This is a genomic window from Campylobacter concisus (assembly GCF_003048555.1).
GTDB classification, from domain to species: Bacteria; Campylobacterota; Campylobacteria; order Campylobacterales; family Campylobacteraceae; genus Campylobacter_A; species Campylobacter_A concisus_AO.
On sequence record NZ_PIRR01000037.1, the window covers coordinates 1 to 15094 of the forward strand.

At 37.6% G+C, this 15094-nt stretch carries 15 protein-coding genes and 1 pseudogene; 7 read left to right on the forward strand and 9 right to left on the reverse strand.

All coding sequences use genetic code 11. From position 1 onward, the window contains the following. The 9 genes and pseudogenes from CVS92_RS07135 to rpsU all read right to left on the reverse strand — a co-directional run. A pseudogene (locus CVS92_RS07135) lies at positions 1–308 on the reverse strand (hypothetical protein); the annotation flags it as partial. A 68-nt stretch (positions 309–376) separates the two neighbouring features. Further along, positions 377–1168, reverse strand: a complete 792-nt coding sequence (locus CVS92_RS07140; protein WP_107788993.1) for a YegJ family protein — start codon at positions 1166–1168, stop codon at positions 377–379. A 274-nt stretch (positions 1169–1442) separates the two neighbouring features. Further along, positions 1443–1940 (reverse strand): YajQ family cyclic di-GMP-binding protein, encoded by a 498-nt coding sequence (locus CVS92_RS07145; RefSeq protein ID WP_021090433.1) that lies wholly within the window; start codon positions 1938–1940, stop codon positions 1443–1445. A gap of 16 nt (positions 1941–1956) precedes the next feature. Further along, positions 1957–2715 (reverse strand): hypothetical protein, encoded by a 759-nt coding sequence (locus CVS92_RS07150; RefSeq protein WP_107788994.1) that lies wholly within the window; start codon positions 2713–2715, stop codon positions 1957–1959. Further along, on the reverse strand, positions 2715–3650 hold the full coding sequence (locus CVS92_RS07155; protein ID WP_084109684.1) for a D-2-hydroxyacid dehydrogenase: 936 nt from the start codon (positions 3648–3650) through the stop codon (positions 2715–2717). Before CVS92_RS07155 ends, CVS92_RS07150 begins: the two co-directional genes overlap by 1 nt. Before the next feature lie 2 nt (positions 3651–3652). Continuing rightward, on the reverse strand, positions 3653–4834 hold the full coding sequence (locus tag CVS92_RS07160) for a glutathionylspermidine synthase family protein (RefSeq protein ID WP_084109683.1): 1182 nt from the start codon (positions 4832–4834) through the stop codon (positions 3653–3655). Between the two features lie 3 nt (positions 4835–4837). Next, entirely contained in the window at positions 4838–5455 is a 618-nt protein-coding gene (locus tag CVS92_RS07165) for a UPF0323 family lipoprotein (RefSeq protein WP_084109682.1), read from the reverse strand. Next, positions 5452–6084, reverse strand: coding sequence for a DNA-binding protein (locus tag CVS92_RS07170; protein WP_084109681.1), 633 nt, complete (start codon positions 6082–6084; stop codon positions 5452–5454). The genes CVS92_RS07165 and CVS92_RS07170 overlap by 4 nt, the downstream gene beginning before the upstream one ends. Positions 6085–6187: 103 nt before the next feature. Beyond that, complete coding sequence (gene rpsU, locus CVS92_RS07175; RefSeq protein WP_009294994.1) at positions 6188–6400, reverse strand: 30S ribosomal protein S21; 213 nt, start codon at positions 6398–6400, stop codon at positions 6188–6190. A gap of 138 nt (positions 6401–6538) precedes the next feature. Between rpsU and ccoG the strand changes: the two genes are divergently transcribed. From ccoG to CVS92_RS07210, 7 genes are all read left to right on the forward strand, one after another. Then, the gene (gene ccoG, locus CVS92_RS07180) at positions 6539–7864 is read left to right on the forward strand and encodes a cytochrome c oxidase accessory protein CcoG (RefSeq protein ID WP_107788995.1); all 1326 of its coding nucleotides are present in this window, start codon (positions 6539–6541) and stop codon (positions 7862–7864) included. Between the two features lie 30 nt (positions 7865–7894). Beyond that, positions 7895–8521, forward strand: coding sequence for a TetR/AcrR family transcriptional regulator (locus CVS92_RS07185; RefSeq protein ID WP_084109679.1), 627 nt, complete (start codon positions 7895–7897; stop codon positions 8519–8521). A gap of 108 nt (positions 8522–8629) precedes the next feature. Next, on the forward strand, positions 8630–9790 hold the full coding sequence (locus CVS92_RS07190) for an efflux RND transporter periplasmic adaptor subunit (RefSeq protein ID WP_084109678.1): 1161 nt from the start codon (positions 8630–8632) through the stop codon (positions 9788–9790). A gap of 10 nt (positions 9791–9800) precedes the next feature. After that, the gene (locus CVS92_RS07195; RefSeq protein ID WP_107788996.1) at positions 9801–12926 is read left to right on the forward strand and encodes an efflux RND transporter permease subunit; all 3126 of its coding nucleotides are present in this window, start codon (positions 9801–9803) and stop codon (positions 12924–12926) included. Then, positions 12916–14298 (forward strand): efflux transporter outer membrane subunit, encoded by a 1383-nt coding sequence (locus CVS92_RS07200; protein WP_107788997.1) that lies wholly within the window; start codon positions 12916–12918, stop codon positions 14296–14298. The genes CVS92_RS07195 and CVS92_RS07200 overlap by 11 nt, the downstream gene beginning before the upstream one ends. Before the next feature lie 16 nt (positions 14299–14314). Further along, positions 14315–14542, forward strand: a complete 228-nt coding sequence (locus CVS92_RS07205; RefSeq protein WP_084041844.1) for an ATP-binding protein — start codon at positions 14315–14317, stop codon at positions 14540–14542. 27 nt (positions 14543–14569) lie between these two features. Beyond that, positions 14570–15094 (forward strand): hypothetical protein (locus CVS92_RS07210; protein ID WP_159070354.1); only part of this gene is annotated, 525 nt, incomplete at its 3' end.

A 15094-nucleotide genomic window follows, 5' to 3' on the forward strand; every position in this document is an offset into this window, starting at 1 on the left:
GGTATAGTCGTTGCTAAAAGTAACTTTACATTTTTTCCTGTTTTATAATATACTGGATATAAAAACATGGGAAGTATAGCAATTATAGAAACAATAACGATTGTGAAAAACAGCAAACCACCAAAATAAAAAATATCAGAACCACTTAAAACTGGAAAGTAACCAATAAAAATACCAAAATATATAAAATAGCAAATCATGCTAACCAAGCTGATTCCAGATAGTAATAATGGATGAAAACGTAAAAGACTTTCTAAAAGTTCTTGTGGTGATTTTATTTTAATGCCCTCGTTATTTTTTTGATTCATAAGTTTTCCTTTATAGTTAAAGTATCTTGATAACTCAAATTTAAATCCTAAAAATTTATAAAAACTTGCTATTTAAGCACCTTCGCGATTTCGCTCCAGCCCAAAATCTTGGCAAATTCAGCCGCCGTTTTACCACTTTTTGTGCGGGCATTTTTATCAGCACCGTTTTCTAGCAAGAGATTTACAAGATTTAAATTTCCAGCGATCGCCTCGTTATGAAGCTGCGTATAGCCAAACTCATCAGCATCCGTGACCATATTTGGGTGCTCTTTTATATATTGCTTTACTTGCTCATACGTATTTTCGCTCATTGGATGCTCTATCAAATTTTCAGGGTGCTCTTTTTGCTCGTAAACTACCAAGATATCGTTAAAATCCCCAAAATCAAGCCCCCACTCTTTATCGTGCTCTTTTAGCTCTTTCTTTTGCATGCGTGAGCGCATCGCCTGCACGCTAAATCCGCCGTATGCGCGTCCATCTATCGAAAAGAGCCAGTCACTCATCTCGTCTATCTTTGCACTTATTTGATCGCCTAATTTCACGTTTTGTACGCTATCTGGCTCATTTACGAGCGTGCCATATATCGTTTCGCCGTCAAATTCCACATCGTCTATCCACATGTGTTCTCCGACTTCTTCGCCATTTACGACATCTAAAAAGCAAATTTTTACCATTGCATAGTCAAGCATAGGTACGATCCTGCGGCGCTCCCAGTAAACCTCACGCCAAAAATATCTAAAGCTCTCTCTGGCCTGCTCAAACGCACGATGCATGTAGTCTTCGTCGCTACTTACAAAATAGATTGGCATTTGCTTGCCAAGATCGATTTGTTTACCGAGAATTTTCTTAAAAAAGCTCATTTTTTTGTCCTTATTTTTAATTTTAGATAGATCAAATTTAAATAAAACGATAAGGTGAAATTTCACCTACGAATACGCCAAATTTTAGATACAAAAACTATGCGAAATTTCTCAAATTTAGTCCAAAATCCTACAAAATTTTAAATATAAAAGTCACACAGCCATTTCGTAAAATTAGGCGAGGCGATTTAAATTTTTGTGACTGGAGTTACCGAGTTGGTAATGACCGAGTAAAAATTTAAATCAACGACGCATAATAAAGCGAAAAAGTGAGTTATTTTAGATTTTTAAAGCTTATTGGGAGTTCTAGGTTCAACCCCCTAACGAGCTTTATACACTCCTGCAAGTCATCTATGCTCTTACTTGTCACTCTGATCTCTTCACCCCTGATCTGCGCACTCACCTTGATCTTTGAGTCTTTGATCGCTTTGGTGATCTTTTTTGAGTTTTCAGCGTCAAGTGTGTCGTTTAGTTTTAGCGTCGCTTTTAAATTTCCACCACTCGCTGGCTCCCTTTTTGTCTCCGTGATTGCTACCGGTGGGATGTTGCGCTTGATGAGCTTTGAGATCACGATGTCTTTTAGTGCGTCGATCTTATTATCACTTGAGCTAAGAAGCGTGATAAATTTTTCTTTTTCATTTAGCTCGACTTCAGCTGCAAGCCCTTTAAAATCATACCTAGCCGCGATCTCTTTTTTTGCCGTCTCAAGAGCGTTTTTAACCTCCATCATATCGACCTCGGCACTTATATCAAAACTATGCTCAGTTGCCATTTTTATCCTTTCAAATTTATTTAAATAGCCCTTTGATCTTCTCAAAAAGTGACTTTTTGCCAGTCTCTTCTTGCTTTATCGCTTCGCCAATCTGCTGCACCGCGGTCTGTGCGTAGATGATAGCGCCCTTCGGGTTGCAGTTAAAGAGGTTTGAATATGAGCTTGATTTGTTTAGATCAAGCGGATTTGGCTCCACGACCTCAGTGGCCTCAAGCAGGCCTATTTTTAGCTCGTATGCGTAGTTTAGAGCATCTAAAAATGCAGGTAAATTTTGCATGTAAAAGCCATCAACCGCATCTTTTATCTCACCGCCTGCTTCATAGTCAGCCTTTAGTTTAGCTACGTTTTTAGCGTTTACATAAGCGCCACAGCAGTAGTTTTCGGTGATCTCATTATAAATTTCGCCACTAAATTTATTCAAAAACTCACTTGGTAAAATTTCTCGCCAGTTGCTAATGTAGTTTTTAAATTTCTCATTTTGCTGTGCCAAAGAGCTTAGCGCTGTGCCCCGAGTGTAGAAATACTTTCTAAAAAATCCTTGTGTGACGGCGATACAAAAGCCGTGAGTTTTGTTAAAAATTTTATCGTCTTTATACTGTAACGCAGCGCTTAGCGTATCTTTGTATTTTTGCGCGTAAAATTCCTCTACGCCAGCCTTGTTGGCAAGCGCTAAAACCTCGTCAAATTTACCAGCCCTTGCAAGCTCAAGTGCCTCAAAATACCACTTTGAAATTTCATCTTCGCTAATAGCGTGATAGCTTATATCATAGCCCATTACTTGCTCTCATTGATGAAATTTTCGATGTTTGTGACAATCTTTGCGATGAGCGTCTTTCTAGCCTCCAGGCTACCCCATGCCACGTGTGGCGTGATGAGTAGATTTGACTTCTTTTTTACATTTAAAAATGGGCTATTTTTGCTCATTGGCTCGCTCTCCAAAACGTCCGTACCAAAGCGTAAATTTCTCTCGTCTATCGCCCTTGCCATCGCCGCTTCGTCCACTATGCCACCACGTCCTAAATTTAGTACTATTGCCTCATTTTTTAGCAAATTTATCTCATTTGCACCCAGCAAATTTCTAGTTTTTTCATTTAGTGGTGCATGGATGCTGATGATGTCGCTACTTCTTAGTAGCTCGTCTAAGCTTTTTTGCTTAAATTCGCTATTTTTATTTGCTCCGCTTGTCGAGTAATAGCTCACGTTTGCGCCAAATGCACGCGCCACTGACGCCACGCTGCGTCCTATCTCGCCAAGCCCGATGATGCCAAATTCTTTGTCAGCGATCTCGCTGATATCTGCGCCAAGATAGGTAAAAATTTCACTCTTCACCCACTCGCCACTTTTTACGTAGTGATCATAAAATTTGATGTGATTTGTTAGCTCAAAAAGCATCGCAAATGTGTGCTGCACGACGCTTGCGGTTGAGTAGCCAGCGACGTTTTTAACAGCTATATTTTTGGCTTTTGCATGCCCTAGATCGACATTATTCATCCCAGTTGCACTTATGCAGATAAGCTTTAAATTTGTCGCCTCCATCACGGCTTTGTCGATGATGACCTTGTTTGTGATAACGACATCAACGCCCTTTAGACGTGGCATGATCTCTTCGCTTTTAGTTTTTTGATAGCTAATAAACTCGCCAAATTTCTTAAAAACACTAAGATCTACGTTTTCTCCAAGCGTTGCCGCGTCTAAACAAACGATCTTCATCTTTAGTCCTTAATGAAATGTCCTACAAATTTAGAGTAGTTATCTAAAATTTTGCCGCCCTTTCTATATCCAAGTGCGCACGCCTCATAAGCGTAAAATACCCCTGCTTGGTAGCTCTCGCCTCTTTCGTCTTGATTAAACTCGTAAAATTCTTGATAGATGGCTTTGTTTGAGTCGTATTCGCCGTCATTGCTTGCTATTTGTGCGCCGTTTTCATCGTATATCGAGACGTTTGCACCTTCTCTGCCAAATACCGGCTTTTTCACATATTTTTTGCCTTTTAGTGGCTCATTTGAGGTCTCAAGCAAGAGCGGGTGATTAGGATATAGATCCCAAAGGATTTTTAAGATCCCTTTACTTTGGAAAAGCAGCGTGTAGGCTGGATTTATGATGATAGCTTTTTGGTTTTTGATGATATTTGAAAGTATAAGTGCTAGCTCGCCTTCATCGATCGCTATGCTCTCCCAAGGTACGAGTTTAAACCAGTATTCGAAATTTTCATCATTTTTAAAAATGCCCTCGTCATCGTTAAAAACGACCTCATCAACGTAAGCAAAGTCGGTTTTAAAGCCGGCCTCTTTTGCGATGTATTGCAGCAATTTCACGGTTTGCTCGTCCTCGATACTACCAGCGATAGAGCTAAAGAGTATCCCCCAGCCCTCGTAAACATCCTCGAAATTTACATTATCGTCGCCAAGCGTGATAAGGCGTTTAAAATTTTGCTTTAGAGCTTCGTAAAGGTTATTAAATTGCTCTGCTTCGTCCATATGATTTAGTTTTAGCATCGCCCACTGGATGATCGCTGTCTCAAAAACTGCCGTTGGCGTGTCGGCGTTAAATTCGATCAGTTTTATCGGCTTGCCATCAAGCCCACCAGCAAGATCAAATCTGCCATAAAGGTGCCAGTGAACGTCATTTTCCCAGCTTTTTTTGATGCTATCAACGAGATTAAACGGTATGCCTATCTCGTGAAAAAGGTTGTTGTCAATGACGTACTGAGCAGCATTTACGTACATATCATATAGCTCGTTTGCTGCTTCGTAGTAAGCATCCGCTTCACTTGCTTTTACCTGTATGATCTCATCTGCGATATATGAGCTGTTGTCGTTATCTGTATGCCACGCAAAGCCGATTTTCTCCATAAAATCGTTATTTAACGGAGTGATTTTTCTTAAATTTATCATTTTTTAGCCTCCAAAGCTTGATGAGCTAGAGCTTGATTTTGATCCACCACCGAAAAATCCACTCTTACCACCACTACTTCTTGCGGCAGAATTTGCTGCTTTTTGCTTATTAAAGCTATCAACGCTTCTTGTGTATGCGCTTGGATTTTTGTAAGAATTTTGACGAGTAGCTTGGAAATTTTGATTTCCAAAAAGCTTGCTACCTATCCAGCTACCAAGTATCGCACCAGCAGCTGAGGCAAGTATCGTCTCACCAAGGCTTAGACCGCCGCTACTTAGCTGTGTGTCGCTAGTTTTTGTTAAATTTGAAGTGCCATTGTCGATATTTGCGTTTGCTTGAGCTAGGAGCTTATCGATCTCGTCTTTGCTTAGCACACGCTCAGTACCGTTTATATCTTTTAACACGACTCTAGTTTCAGTACTTGGATACTCTTCTAAAATTTTATAAACGCCAGGTGCGCTCTCTTCGATGATGACAAAGGCACCATTTTTTTGTGCAACCTCATTTAGTGCGTTTTCATCACCGCCATTGTTACTGCCACAACCAGCAAGGCCAGCCATAACGATCGCACCAAATCCGCCTACCGCAGCATAAGTAGCTATCTTTTTAATGTGTTTCATATCTCTCCTATCAACTCTTTTAAATTTTTATGTCTTCTAACAAGTATCACACCTCGTTTAAATTTTATAAATTTTGAGTGGTGTATCGCTTTTATTATCTTTTCACTGGCTTTTTTCGTTGCCTTTGGCTTTAGATTTAGCTCCTTTAAAAATTCACTTAAATTTATCCATTTTGACTCATTTTCTATTTCGGCCTCTATCGCTTCGTTATTTGGCATATCGTCATTTTTTTGTGCTAAAAGTGGCCTTTGCATGGCATTTAGAAACTGCATGAGCTTTTCATCTCTATCTTTATAAATTTGCAAAATTTCATTTTTTCGCTCGATTAGCATCTGCTCTTTTTCTTTAAAAAGCCTATCTTTATCAGCTTGCAAGTTTAAATTTAAGCTCTTTAACTCGCTTAACTCATTTAGCAAATAATTTACAAACTCATCATTTTGGGATTTAGTTTTTGTACTTTTTGGAGCAGATTTTGTGGCTTTTTCGCTACTTGGTTTCTCATCAAGGATGACAAATTTTGTGCCATTTTCAATGACTGTATTTATCGAACCACGGCGGATTCTATTATAGACTGCTTCTTTTGTTATGCCTAAAATTTCTGCAGCTTCGTTTATAGCTAGCTTTTGCATCGAATTTCCGTTTAAAATAAAATAAAAAAATTGCTTTGATTATAAAAAAATAAGGCTAAAAGAAGAGTTAAACAAAGAGAGCAAAGCCCTCTTTGTCTTGGTTTTAGAGTCTTGACTCGTAGCGTCTAAGCATATAAAGACGTTTAAGCATTTTCTTGCGAGCTGCAATTTTTTGTTTTTTGCGGATCTCAGTTTTAGGCTCAAAGAAGCGTCTAGCTCTTGCTTCAGTTACTACTAAGTTACGGTCAGTTTGTTTCTTAAACTTTCTGTAACCCTCGTCAAATGACTCGTTAGGATGTACCTTAATACCAGGCAACGTCCTCACCACCTTTCAGATTAAAATAAGCCGTGAGTATAGTTTAATTTTCATAAATTTAAGCTTTTAACTATTTTTTTTTAAAACTCTTTTAATGCCATAAGCTTTATAATCATAAAATTTCAAAAAAGGCTTATTATGTCAAAGGATTTTCATCTTAGCTACGCCAAGAGGCGTTACATTTTTTTCGCCTGTATTACGCTATTTGTCTTTATTTTGCCATTTATCAGGATAAATGATGCACAGCTTTTTTTGCTAAGTTTTGATAAAAGTAGAGTTGATCTATTTTTTACAAAATTTGATATGCAAGAGCTTTATTTGCTGCCATTTTTATTTATCATTTTGTTCTTAAGCATATTTTTTCTAACGACACTTGCAGGGCGTGTTTGGTGCGGTTGGAGCTGTCCGCAAACTATTTTTAGAACGATATTTCGTGACTTTTTGCAAACTAAAATTTTAAAGATCAGAAAAAATATCCAAAATAAGCAAAATGAGCCAAAAGGACAAATTTTAAAGCGTGCTTTAGCAGTGGGGATTTGGTGTGTTTTAGCTCTTGTTATTTCGGCAAATTTTTTATGGTATTTTGTACCACCGCTTGATTTTTTTGCTTATTTAAAAGAGCCAAGCGAACATGGAGTTTTGTTTGCATTTTGGCTTGTTATCGCTATTTGGTTAGTTTATGATGTTATCATTTTAAAAGAAAATTTTTGCATTTATGTTTGTCCTTACGCTAGGGTGCAGTCAGTAATGTTTGATAACGATACGATCCAAGTTATTTACAACCAAAAAAGAGGCGGCGTAATCTATAACGGAAAAGAGAAATTTAAAAAACCAAAAGAAGAGGGTGCGCTGTGTACTGGCTGCGAGGCGTGCGTAAGAGTATGCCCAACGCACATTGATATAAGAAAAGGTATGCAGCTTGAATGTATAAATTGTCTAGAGTGTAGCGATGCTTGTGCTAAAGTGATGAAGCATTTTTATGAAAGTTCACTTATTGAGTGGAGAAGTATAAATTCTATAAAAGAGCAAAAAAGAGTCAAAATTTTACGCTTTAGAACGGTTGCTTATCTCGTCATTTTGGGCATTGTCTTAACAGCTGGGGTATTGATGGGTGGCAAAAAAGAAAGTATGCTTTTAAACATAAATAGAACAAGCGAGCTTTATAAAATTCTAGGCGAAAATGAAGTCGAAAATTCGTACGTATTTTTGGTGCAGAACACACAAAATAAAGAGCATGCCTTTTACTTTGAAGTAGACGATAAGAATATAGAAATTTCTCGTCCAAATAAGCCATTTATATTAAAAGCTGGTGCAAAACAACGAGTCATCGTCACGCTAAAATCAAAAAATAAAAATTTAAGCGATAAAGATCTTTTAAAACATATAAATATAAAAGCTTATGCCACCGATGAGCCAGCTATCAGCGTGCAAAGGCAAAGTACTTTTATCTATCCTAAAAGATGATAAAATGGCAAAAATTTAACAGGAAGCAAGATGGCGATCTCAGAAAAAGGCAAAAAACGATACGAACTCATCGTAAAAACAGCGCTTGAGCTATTTTTAGAAAAAGGATACGAAAAGACAAGCTTAAGCGATATCGTAGCGATAAGTGGCGGATCGCTTTCTAGCATTTACACATTTTTTGAGAGCAAAGAGGGGCTTTTTGAGGCGATCATCGAGCAAGAGATAGACGCTCTTATAAAAGAGATCGATGAGAAAATAGATCTTAAAATTTCCCACAGCTTGGAGGAATTTTTAACCAAATTTGCAACCATAATATTTTCTATCGTTTGCAGCAAAAGGCATATCTCTCTTGGTAGGATAATGATGAGTGAGGGTTCTAAAAATGGCGGCAAACTTGGTAAGACGTTTTTGGATCAAATTTTAAAAAAGATCGATCTTGTGCTTATAAATTTCTTTGAAAGAGATGAGGTAAAAGCCAAACTTGATTCAAAATTTTCAGCCAAATTTGCTGCAAAGTACTTTATACAAAGCGTGATCGGGGCTTATTACTACGATTCGCTTTTGATAAATGAAGAACCAAAGCTTAGTGAAAAAGAGCGTAAAAAGCATATTAGCTTGTGTGTTGAGTTGTTTTTGAATGGAGTTAGTAAAAAATAAAATTGACTTTTTATTTGTTTTCTAATAGAATCGAGAACTTTAAATTTTTGTAGCAATTATTACAAAAACTAAATATGATATTAAAATTTAAAATTAAGAGAGGTTTTTATGGCAAATTTTAAGAGTGTTCTTGTGCTTTCGGTTGCAGTTTTATTTCTAAGTGGTTGTTTTGAAAATAAAGAGAATAAAGCGGCAGCAGGTCACCAGATGCCACTATCTCATGTGGATATTTTTACCGCACAAAAAACAGACATACCTATTAGTTTCGATTACACCGCAACGGTTGCAAGTAGTCAAGATGTTATTATCTATCCAAAAGTTGGCGGAACTATCATAAAGCAGTTTTTTAAGCCGGGAAGCAAAGTAAAAGCAGGCGATAAGTTATTTTTAATAGATCCAGAAAAATATCAAGCAAGCTTTGACTCACTTGATGCCTCTGTTGGTGTAGCAAATGCAAATTTGAAAAATGCCGAGACCGAGTTTAAAAGAATTTCTGCCCTTTATAAGAAAAATGCAGTCTCTCAAAAAGACTATGACGCAGCAGTTGCAGCCTATGACATTGCAAATGCGAATTTAGTAAGCGCAAAAGCAAATTTAAAAAATGCGAAAATCGACCTTGGCTACACGACTATCACAGCGCCATTTGACGGCGTAGTGGGTGATAACCAAGTAGATGTTGGCTCGCTTGTCATAGCAAACCAAACAAAGCTTGTAAGACTTACAAAAATAAATCCTATTGAAGCAGAATTTTATATCGCCGATGTGGATAATCTAACTAGAAAGACAAATTTGGATAACGGCTCATGGCAACAGCTAAATAGTGACACTGTGTTAAGTGTCAATGGCGAAAATTTTAATGGTAAAGTAAATTTTATAGATAGTGTCGTAAATACCGCGACTGGCAGCGTTTTAGCAAAGGCTAGCTTTGATAATAGCGAGGGTAAAATTTTACCAGGTGCGTTTGGTCATATAAAGATGAGTGGATTTGTTCAAAAAAATGCCTTTAACATCCCACAAGTTGCCCTTCAACAAAGTGCTACAAACTCTTATGTTTTAGTTGTAAAAGATGGCAAAGTAAGCCAAAAAAATGTAAAAACAGGATATCAAACAAAAAATATGGTAGCAGTCACTGAAGGTCTTGAAGAGGGTGATAAGATAATTGTTAATAACTTCCTTAAAATAGGAGTTGGTGCACCAGTTGAAACTGATAAAGACCTAAGTGCGGAATTTATAAACGGCAAAGATGCAAACGCTACAAGTAGCAAGTAAAGGCAGATAGATGTTTTCAAGATTTTTCATAAACCGCCCGATATTTGCGACTGTTATATCTATCATTATAGTTATAGCAGGTTTTATGGGTATCAAGGGACTTCCAATAGAGGAGTATCCAAGTCTTACTCCACCTACTGTCTCTGTAAGTGCGACATATAGCGGTGCTGATGCGCAGACTATCGCTGATTCAGTCGCAAGTGCGATCGAAGATCAGATAAATGGCGTTGAAAATATGCTTTATATGCAAAGCACATCAAGCTCAGCAGGTACGATGAATATAAGCGTATATTTTAAGATCGGCTCATCGTCAAAACAAGCTACGATCGATGTAAATAACCGCGTGCAAGCTGCCCTTTCAAGACTGCCTCAAGAAGTGCAAAATATGGGCGTAACAGTGCGCGAAAGAAGCGGCTCGATCCTTCAGGTTGTTGGCTTTACAAATCCAAATATGGATTTGATCGAACTATATAACTATGTAAATTTAAATATTGCTGATGAGATAAAAAGGGTTAGTGGTATAGGTGATACAGTATTGATAGGTACTAAAGAGTATTCTATGAGAATTTGGCTAAAGCCAGATAGACTAGCTCATTTTAAACTAACTCCAAGTGACGTCATTTCTCAAGTAAAAATTCAAAATTCACAATACGCTGCTGGCAAGATAGGCGAACAGCCATCGGATGGTGGTAATCCTTATGTTTATTCTGTTCGTACCGATGGACGTCTTAAAAATGTAGCCCAGTTTGGCGATATAATAATTAAAAGTTCTGATGGATCAGTATTGAAGCTAAAAGATGTAGCTACCATAGAGCTTGGGGCAGCTAGCTATGCTAACGACGCGATGTTAAACGGCAAACCAGCTATTCCTCTTTTGCTATTTTTACAAAACGATGCGAATGCTCTTGCTACCGCAAATGCTGTAAAAGAAAAGCTTAACGAGCTAAAGAAAACTTATCCTGTTGGACTAGAGCACACCATAGCTTACAATCCAACAGAATTTATAGATGTTTCAATTGATGAGGTTATAAAAACTTTCATTGAAGCGATGGTACTCGTCTTAATCGTAATGTACTTTTTCTTAAAAAGTTTTCGCGCGACTATCATTCCGATGCTTGCCGTGCCAGTATCTATCATAGGTACATTTGGCGGACTTTATGTGATGGGTTTTAGTATAAATTTGATTACACTTTTTGCCTTAGTTCTTGCCATCGGTATCGTCGTGGATGACGCGATCATCGTTATAGAAAATGTCGAGAGAATTTTGCATGAAGATAAAGAGATCAGCGTAAAAGACGCGACGTTTAAGGCGATGGAAGAGGTACAAACTCCAGTTATCTCTATCGTACTCGTGCTTTGTGCTGTTTTCGTGCCAGTCTCTTTCATGGAGGGCTTTGTTGGCGTTATACAAAAGCAGTTTGCTCTAACGCTTGTTGTTTCTGTTTGTATCTCAGGCTTTGTTGCTCTTACTCTTACGCCAGCGCTTTGTGCGGTTATGCTTAAGAAACAGGAGAGTAAGCCATTTTGGATAGTTCAGAAATTTAACGACTTCTTTGACTTTAGCACTAGACTCTTTACGGCTGGAGTGGCTAAAATTTTAAGGCATATTATTATTAGCTTTATTGTAATTGGTATTTTAGGATTTGCCACTTATAAGCTATTTGATGCTGTGCCAAAAGGGCTTGTGCCTTCAGAAGACAAGGGTGCTTTAATGGTTATCACCTCACTTCCGCCTTCAACAAATATGCTAAAGACAAAAGAAGAAGTAGTCTCGATTAGCAACGCCATTTTAAGCAATCCAAATGTTGAGTTCACTATGGCTTTTGCAGGTTATGACATACTAGCTAGCTCGCTTAGGGAAAATTCAGCCGTTAGCTTTATAAAGCTAAAAGATTGGAGTGAGAGAAAAGGCGCTAACAATGGAGCTGATACATTAGCTGGCCAGTTTAATGGTATGCTTTGGGGCTCAAAAAACTCAATGACATTCGTTGTAAATTTACCACCTATCATGGGTCTTTCAATGACTGGTGGCTTTGAGATGTATCTACAAAATAAAAGCGGCAAGAGTTACAACGAGATAGAAGCAGACGCTAGAAAAGTATCAGCAATAGCTAATGCAAGACCTGAACTAACAAATGTTAGAACCACGCTTGAGACAAATTATCGTCAGTTCAAGATAACAGTTGATAAAGAAAAAGCTAAATTATTTGGCGTAAGTGAGAGCGAAATTTTTAGCACGGTAGCAGCTACTTTTGGCTCTTACTATATAAATGACTTCAATCTTGCTGGTAAGTCTTACCGAGTATATGCAAGAGCCGAGGAAAGTTTTAGAAATAATCCTGAGGATCTAAGAAAAATTTTCGTCCGCTCATATGATGGCGGCATGGTGCCACTAAATTCAGTAGCGACACTTACAAGAACGATCGGACCTGACATTGTTGATAGATTTAACCTCTTTCCATCAGCTAAGATCATGGGCGATCCAAAACCTGGCTACACGTCAGGCGATGCGATCAGAGCGATCCAAGAGGTCGTAAATGACACGCTAAGCAGCGACGACTACGCTATAAGCTGGGCTGGAACTGCGTATCAAGAGGTAAATTCTCAAGGAACAGGTACGGTTGCTTTTATCTTTGGTATGATTTTTGTCTTTTTGATCCTTGCAGCTCAGTACGAGAGATGGCTCATTCCACTTGCGGTCATCACAGCCGTACCATTTGCGGTATTTGGCTCGTTGCTAGCAGTCTGGATAAGAGGACTAACAAACGACATCTACTTTGAGATCGGACTCTTGTTGCTTATTGGTCTGGCGGCTAAAAACGCCATTTTAATCGTAGAATTTGCAATGCAAGAGCGTGATAGCGGAAAGAGTATCTTTGACTCAGCGATAAATGCAGCCAAACTTCGCTTTAGACCTATTGTAATGACATCAATTGCATTTACGCTTGGCGTTTTTCCAATGGTTATAAGCACAGGAGCAGGTGCCGCATCTCGTCACTCGTTAGGAACTGGCGTGGTTGGTGGTATGATCGCTTCTACGACGATAGCGATCTTTTTCGTACCAATGTTTTATTATTTGCTTGAAAATTTAAATGAGAAATACTGGAAAAAGGGAGCAAAAAAAGATGAAAAATAAGGCGTTTATACTTATAACAGCGGCGTTTTTAGCTGGTTGCTCATTTCGTCCAGATATGCCAAACGTGGATACAAATTTCACCTCAACATACACTTTCGAGACAAGCGATATAAGAGATCTTTGGTGGAGAGAATTTAACGATGAAAATTTAAATTCTCTAGTAGAGAATGCACTTGAGAAAAATACAAATTTACGTATTGCTTATTTAAATTTAGAGAAAGCAAAAGCAAGCCTTGGCGTAGCTGAGGCGGATTTGCTTCCTAGTATAAATTTAAATATAGGCTACGAAAAAGCAAAAAGTAGCGGGGAAACGTATACTAAACAACCACAAACTCGTTATAGAAAATCAGATATAAATTTAGGATTAAACTATGAGATCGATCTTTGGGGTAGAGTAAGAAATAATGTAGCAGCGGCCGAAGAAAGCCTAAATGCAACCAAATTTGACTACGATAGCGCAAGGCTTAGCCTTAGCTCAAGTGTTGCAAAAAGCTACTTTGCGTTAGTTTCATTAAATATGCAAGAAGCTGTGCTAAGAGAGACTTTAAAAACCTATGAAGATACGCTAGCACTTCGCAAAACACAGCTTGATCTTGGAAGTATAAATGAGATGACCTATTTGCAAAGTAAGGCAGCAGTAGAAAGCGCTAAGACCAATCTTACTTCTATATTAAATGCAAAGTCAAAAGCTATCACCTCACTAGCTATCTTGACTGGTAAAAGTAATAATGAAATTTTAGGTGGAGCTGTTGCTAGCTCGCAAAATTTACCAGCTTCTCCCGAGATAAGTGCTGGCATTAGCTCTGAAATTTTGCTAAGAAGAAGCGACGTGGCAAAGGCACTGGCTGATTTAAAAGCTACAAATGCTCTTGTTGGTGTTGCAAGGGCTGAGTATTTTCCAAGCATTTCACTGACTGGACTTTTTGGCTTTTCAAGTATTGATTTTGAAAATATCTTTGTTGGAAATGCTAATACATGGAGTATAGGAGGCTCTTTAGCACAGAAAATTTTTGATTTTGGTAGGACAAAAAATAATGTAGCAGCGGCTAAAACAAATGAACAAATTGCCGCTATTAATTATGAAGCAGCGGTAAAATCGGCTCTTGGCGAAGTAAGAGATGCGCTTGTTTCAAGGCAAAATGCAAAAATTTCTTTGGAACAAGTGAAAAATTTGCTAAAATCCCAACAAAGAATTTACTCGCTTGCTAAAGAGCAATATGACGCTGGCTACATTGGACATTTAGAGCTTCTTGATGCGCAGAGAAATTTGCTTCAAGTAAAATTACAAGATGTCTCAGCTAAGCTTGATGAGGTCGATAGTGCAGTCGAAGTTTATAGAGCTTTTGGTGGCGGTTTTAAGTTAGAAAAATAATTAAAAAGGAGAGCAATTGGGAACTAAGATATTAAATTTCTTGTTTTCTTGGGGATTTTTCGTTTTTGCTATCGCTCTTGGCGTAGCATTATGGTTTGCGATAAATTACGTGGATACATTTAGGCTTGAGTCAAGCTTTTATGATATCGGCGAGATATTTATGATGGCGACTGTTTTTTGTATTGCCTTTTATGTGATCGCAGCAATATTTGTTATTCCTATTAGAGCGATCAAAAAATCTTAATCTTTCATCTAAGGACAAAATCCTTAGATGAACTTCTTGACTTCATTGTGTAAAATTCTTAGATTTTTGATTATTTATTTTAAAAATTTATTTATGAAATTTACCGCATTTATATTACTAATTCTAACAAGTATATTTTTAATAGCTTGCTCAGCTAATCAAGCAAACAAAAAGATAAGTAACTCTGAACTAGAAAATTTAGCTAAACAATATGGTGGAGTATATATATTTAATCAAAAATTTGTTGATGAGATAGAGAGAAGAGAAGCTGAAAGAAAAGAGCTAAGAAAAAATACAAAAGGTAGAGATTTAGGTGGCGGTCTTTATGCTGTAAATACAAAGTTGGTAGATGAAAAATTCCCTCAAACCCTCTCAAATGGTAAAAAATACTACACTCGCTGGATAGATTATGAAAGAGATACTGGTAAAAAAGCAGAAGTACCAGAAATTTATATAAATAAAATAAAAGAATTTATGGGCGAAAGCAACTATGATAAATTTCCAAATTTCCCTATTTTAGTAATGTTTTATGAAGATAATAATCAAATATTG

What these genes read in the sequence shown, in the direction of transcription:
- CVS92_RS07140 (WP_107788993.1), bottom strand. Translation starts at nt 1,168, where the DNA reads ATGAGCTTTTTTAAGAAAATTCTCGGTAAACAAATCGATCTTGGCAAG.
- CVS92_RS07145 (WP_021090433.1), bottom strand. Translation starts at nt 1,940, where the DNA reads ATGGCAACTGAGCATAGTTTTGATATAAGTGCCGAGGTCGATATGATG.
- CVS92_RS07150 (WP_107788994.1), bottom strand. Translation starts at nt 2,715, where the DNA reads ATGGGCTATGATATAAGCTATCACGCTATTAGCGAAGATGAAATTTCA.
- CVS92_RS07155 (WP_084109684.1), bottom strand. Translation starts at nt 3,650, where the DNA reads ATGAAGATCGTTTGTTTAGACGCGGCAACGCTTGGAGAAAACGTAGAT.
- CVS92_RS07160 (WP_084109683.1), bottom strand. Translation starts at nt 4,834, where the DNA reads ATGATAAATTTAAGAAAAATCACTCCGTTAAATAACGATTTTATGGAG.
- CVS92_RS07165 (WP_084109682.1), bottom strand. Translation starts at nt 5,455, where the DNA reads ATGAAACACATTAAAAAGATAGCTACTTATGCTGCGGTAGGCGGATTT.
- CVS92_RS07170 (WP_084109681.1), bottom strand. Translation starts at nt 6,084, where the DNA reads ATGCAAAAGCTAGCTATAAACGAAGCTGCAGAAATTTTAGGCATAACA.
- ccoG (WP_107788995.1), top strand. Translation starts at nt 6,539, where the DNA reads ATGTCAAAGGATTTTCATCTTAGCTACGCCAAGAGGCGTTACATTTTT.
- CVS92_RS07185 (WP_084109679.1), top strand. Translation starts at nt 7,895, where the DNA reads ATGGCGATCTCAGAAAAAGGCAAAAAACGATACGAACTCATCGTAAAA.
- CVS92_RS07190 (WP_084109678.1), top strand. Translation starts at nt 8,630, where the DNA reads ATGGCAAATTTTAAGAGTGTTCTTGTGCTTTCGGTTGCAGTTTTATTT.
- CVS92_RS07195 (WP_107788996.1), top strand. Translation starts at nt 9,801, where the DNA reads ATGTTTTCAAGATTTTTCATAAACCGCCCGATATTTGCGACTGTTATA.
- CVS92_RS07200 (WP_107788997.1), top strand. Translation starts at nt 12,916, where the DNA reads ATGAAAAATAAGGCGTTTATACTTATAACAGCGGCGTTTTTAGCTGGT.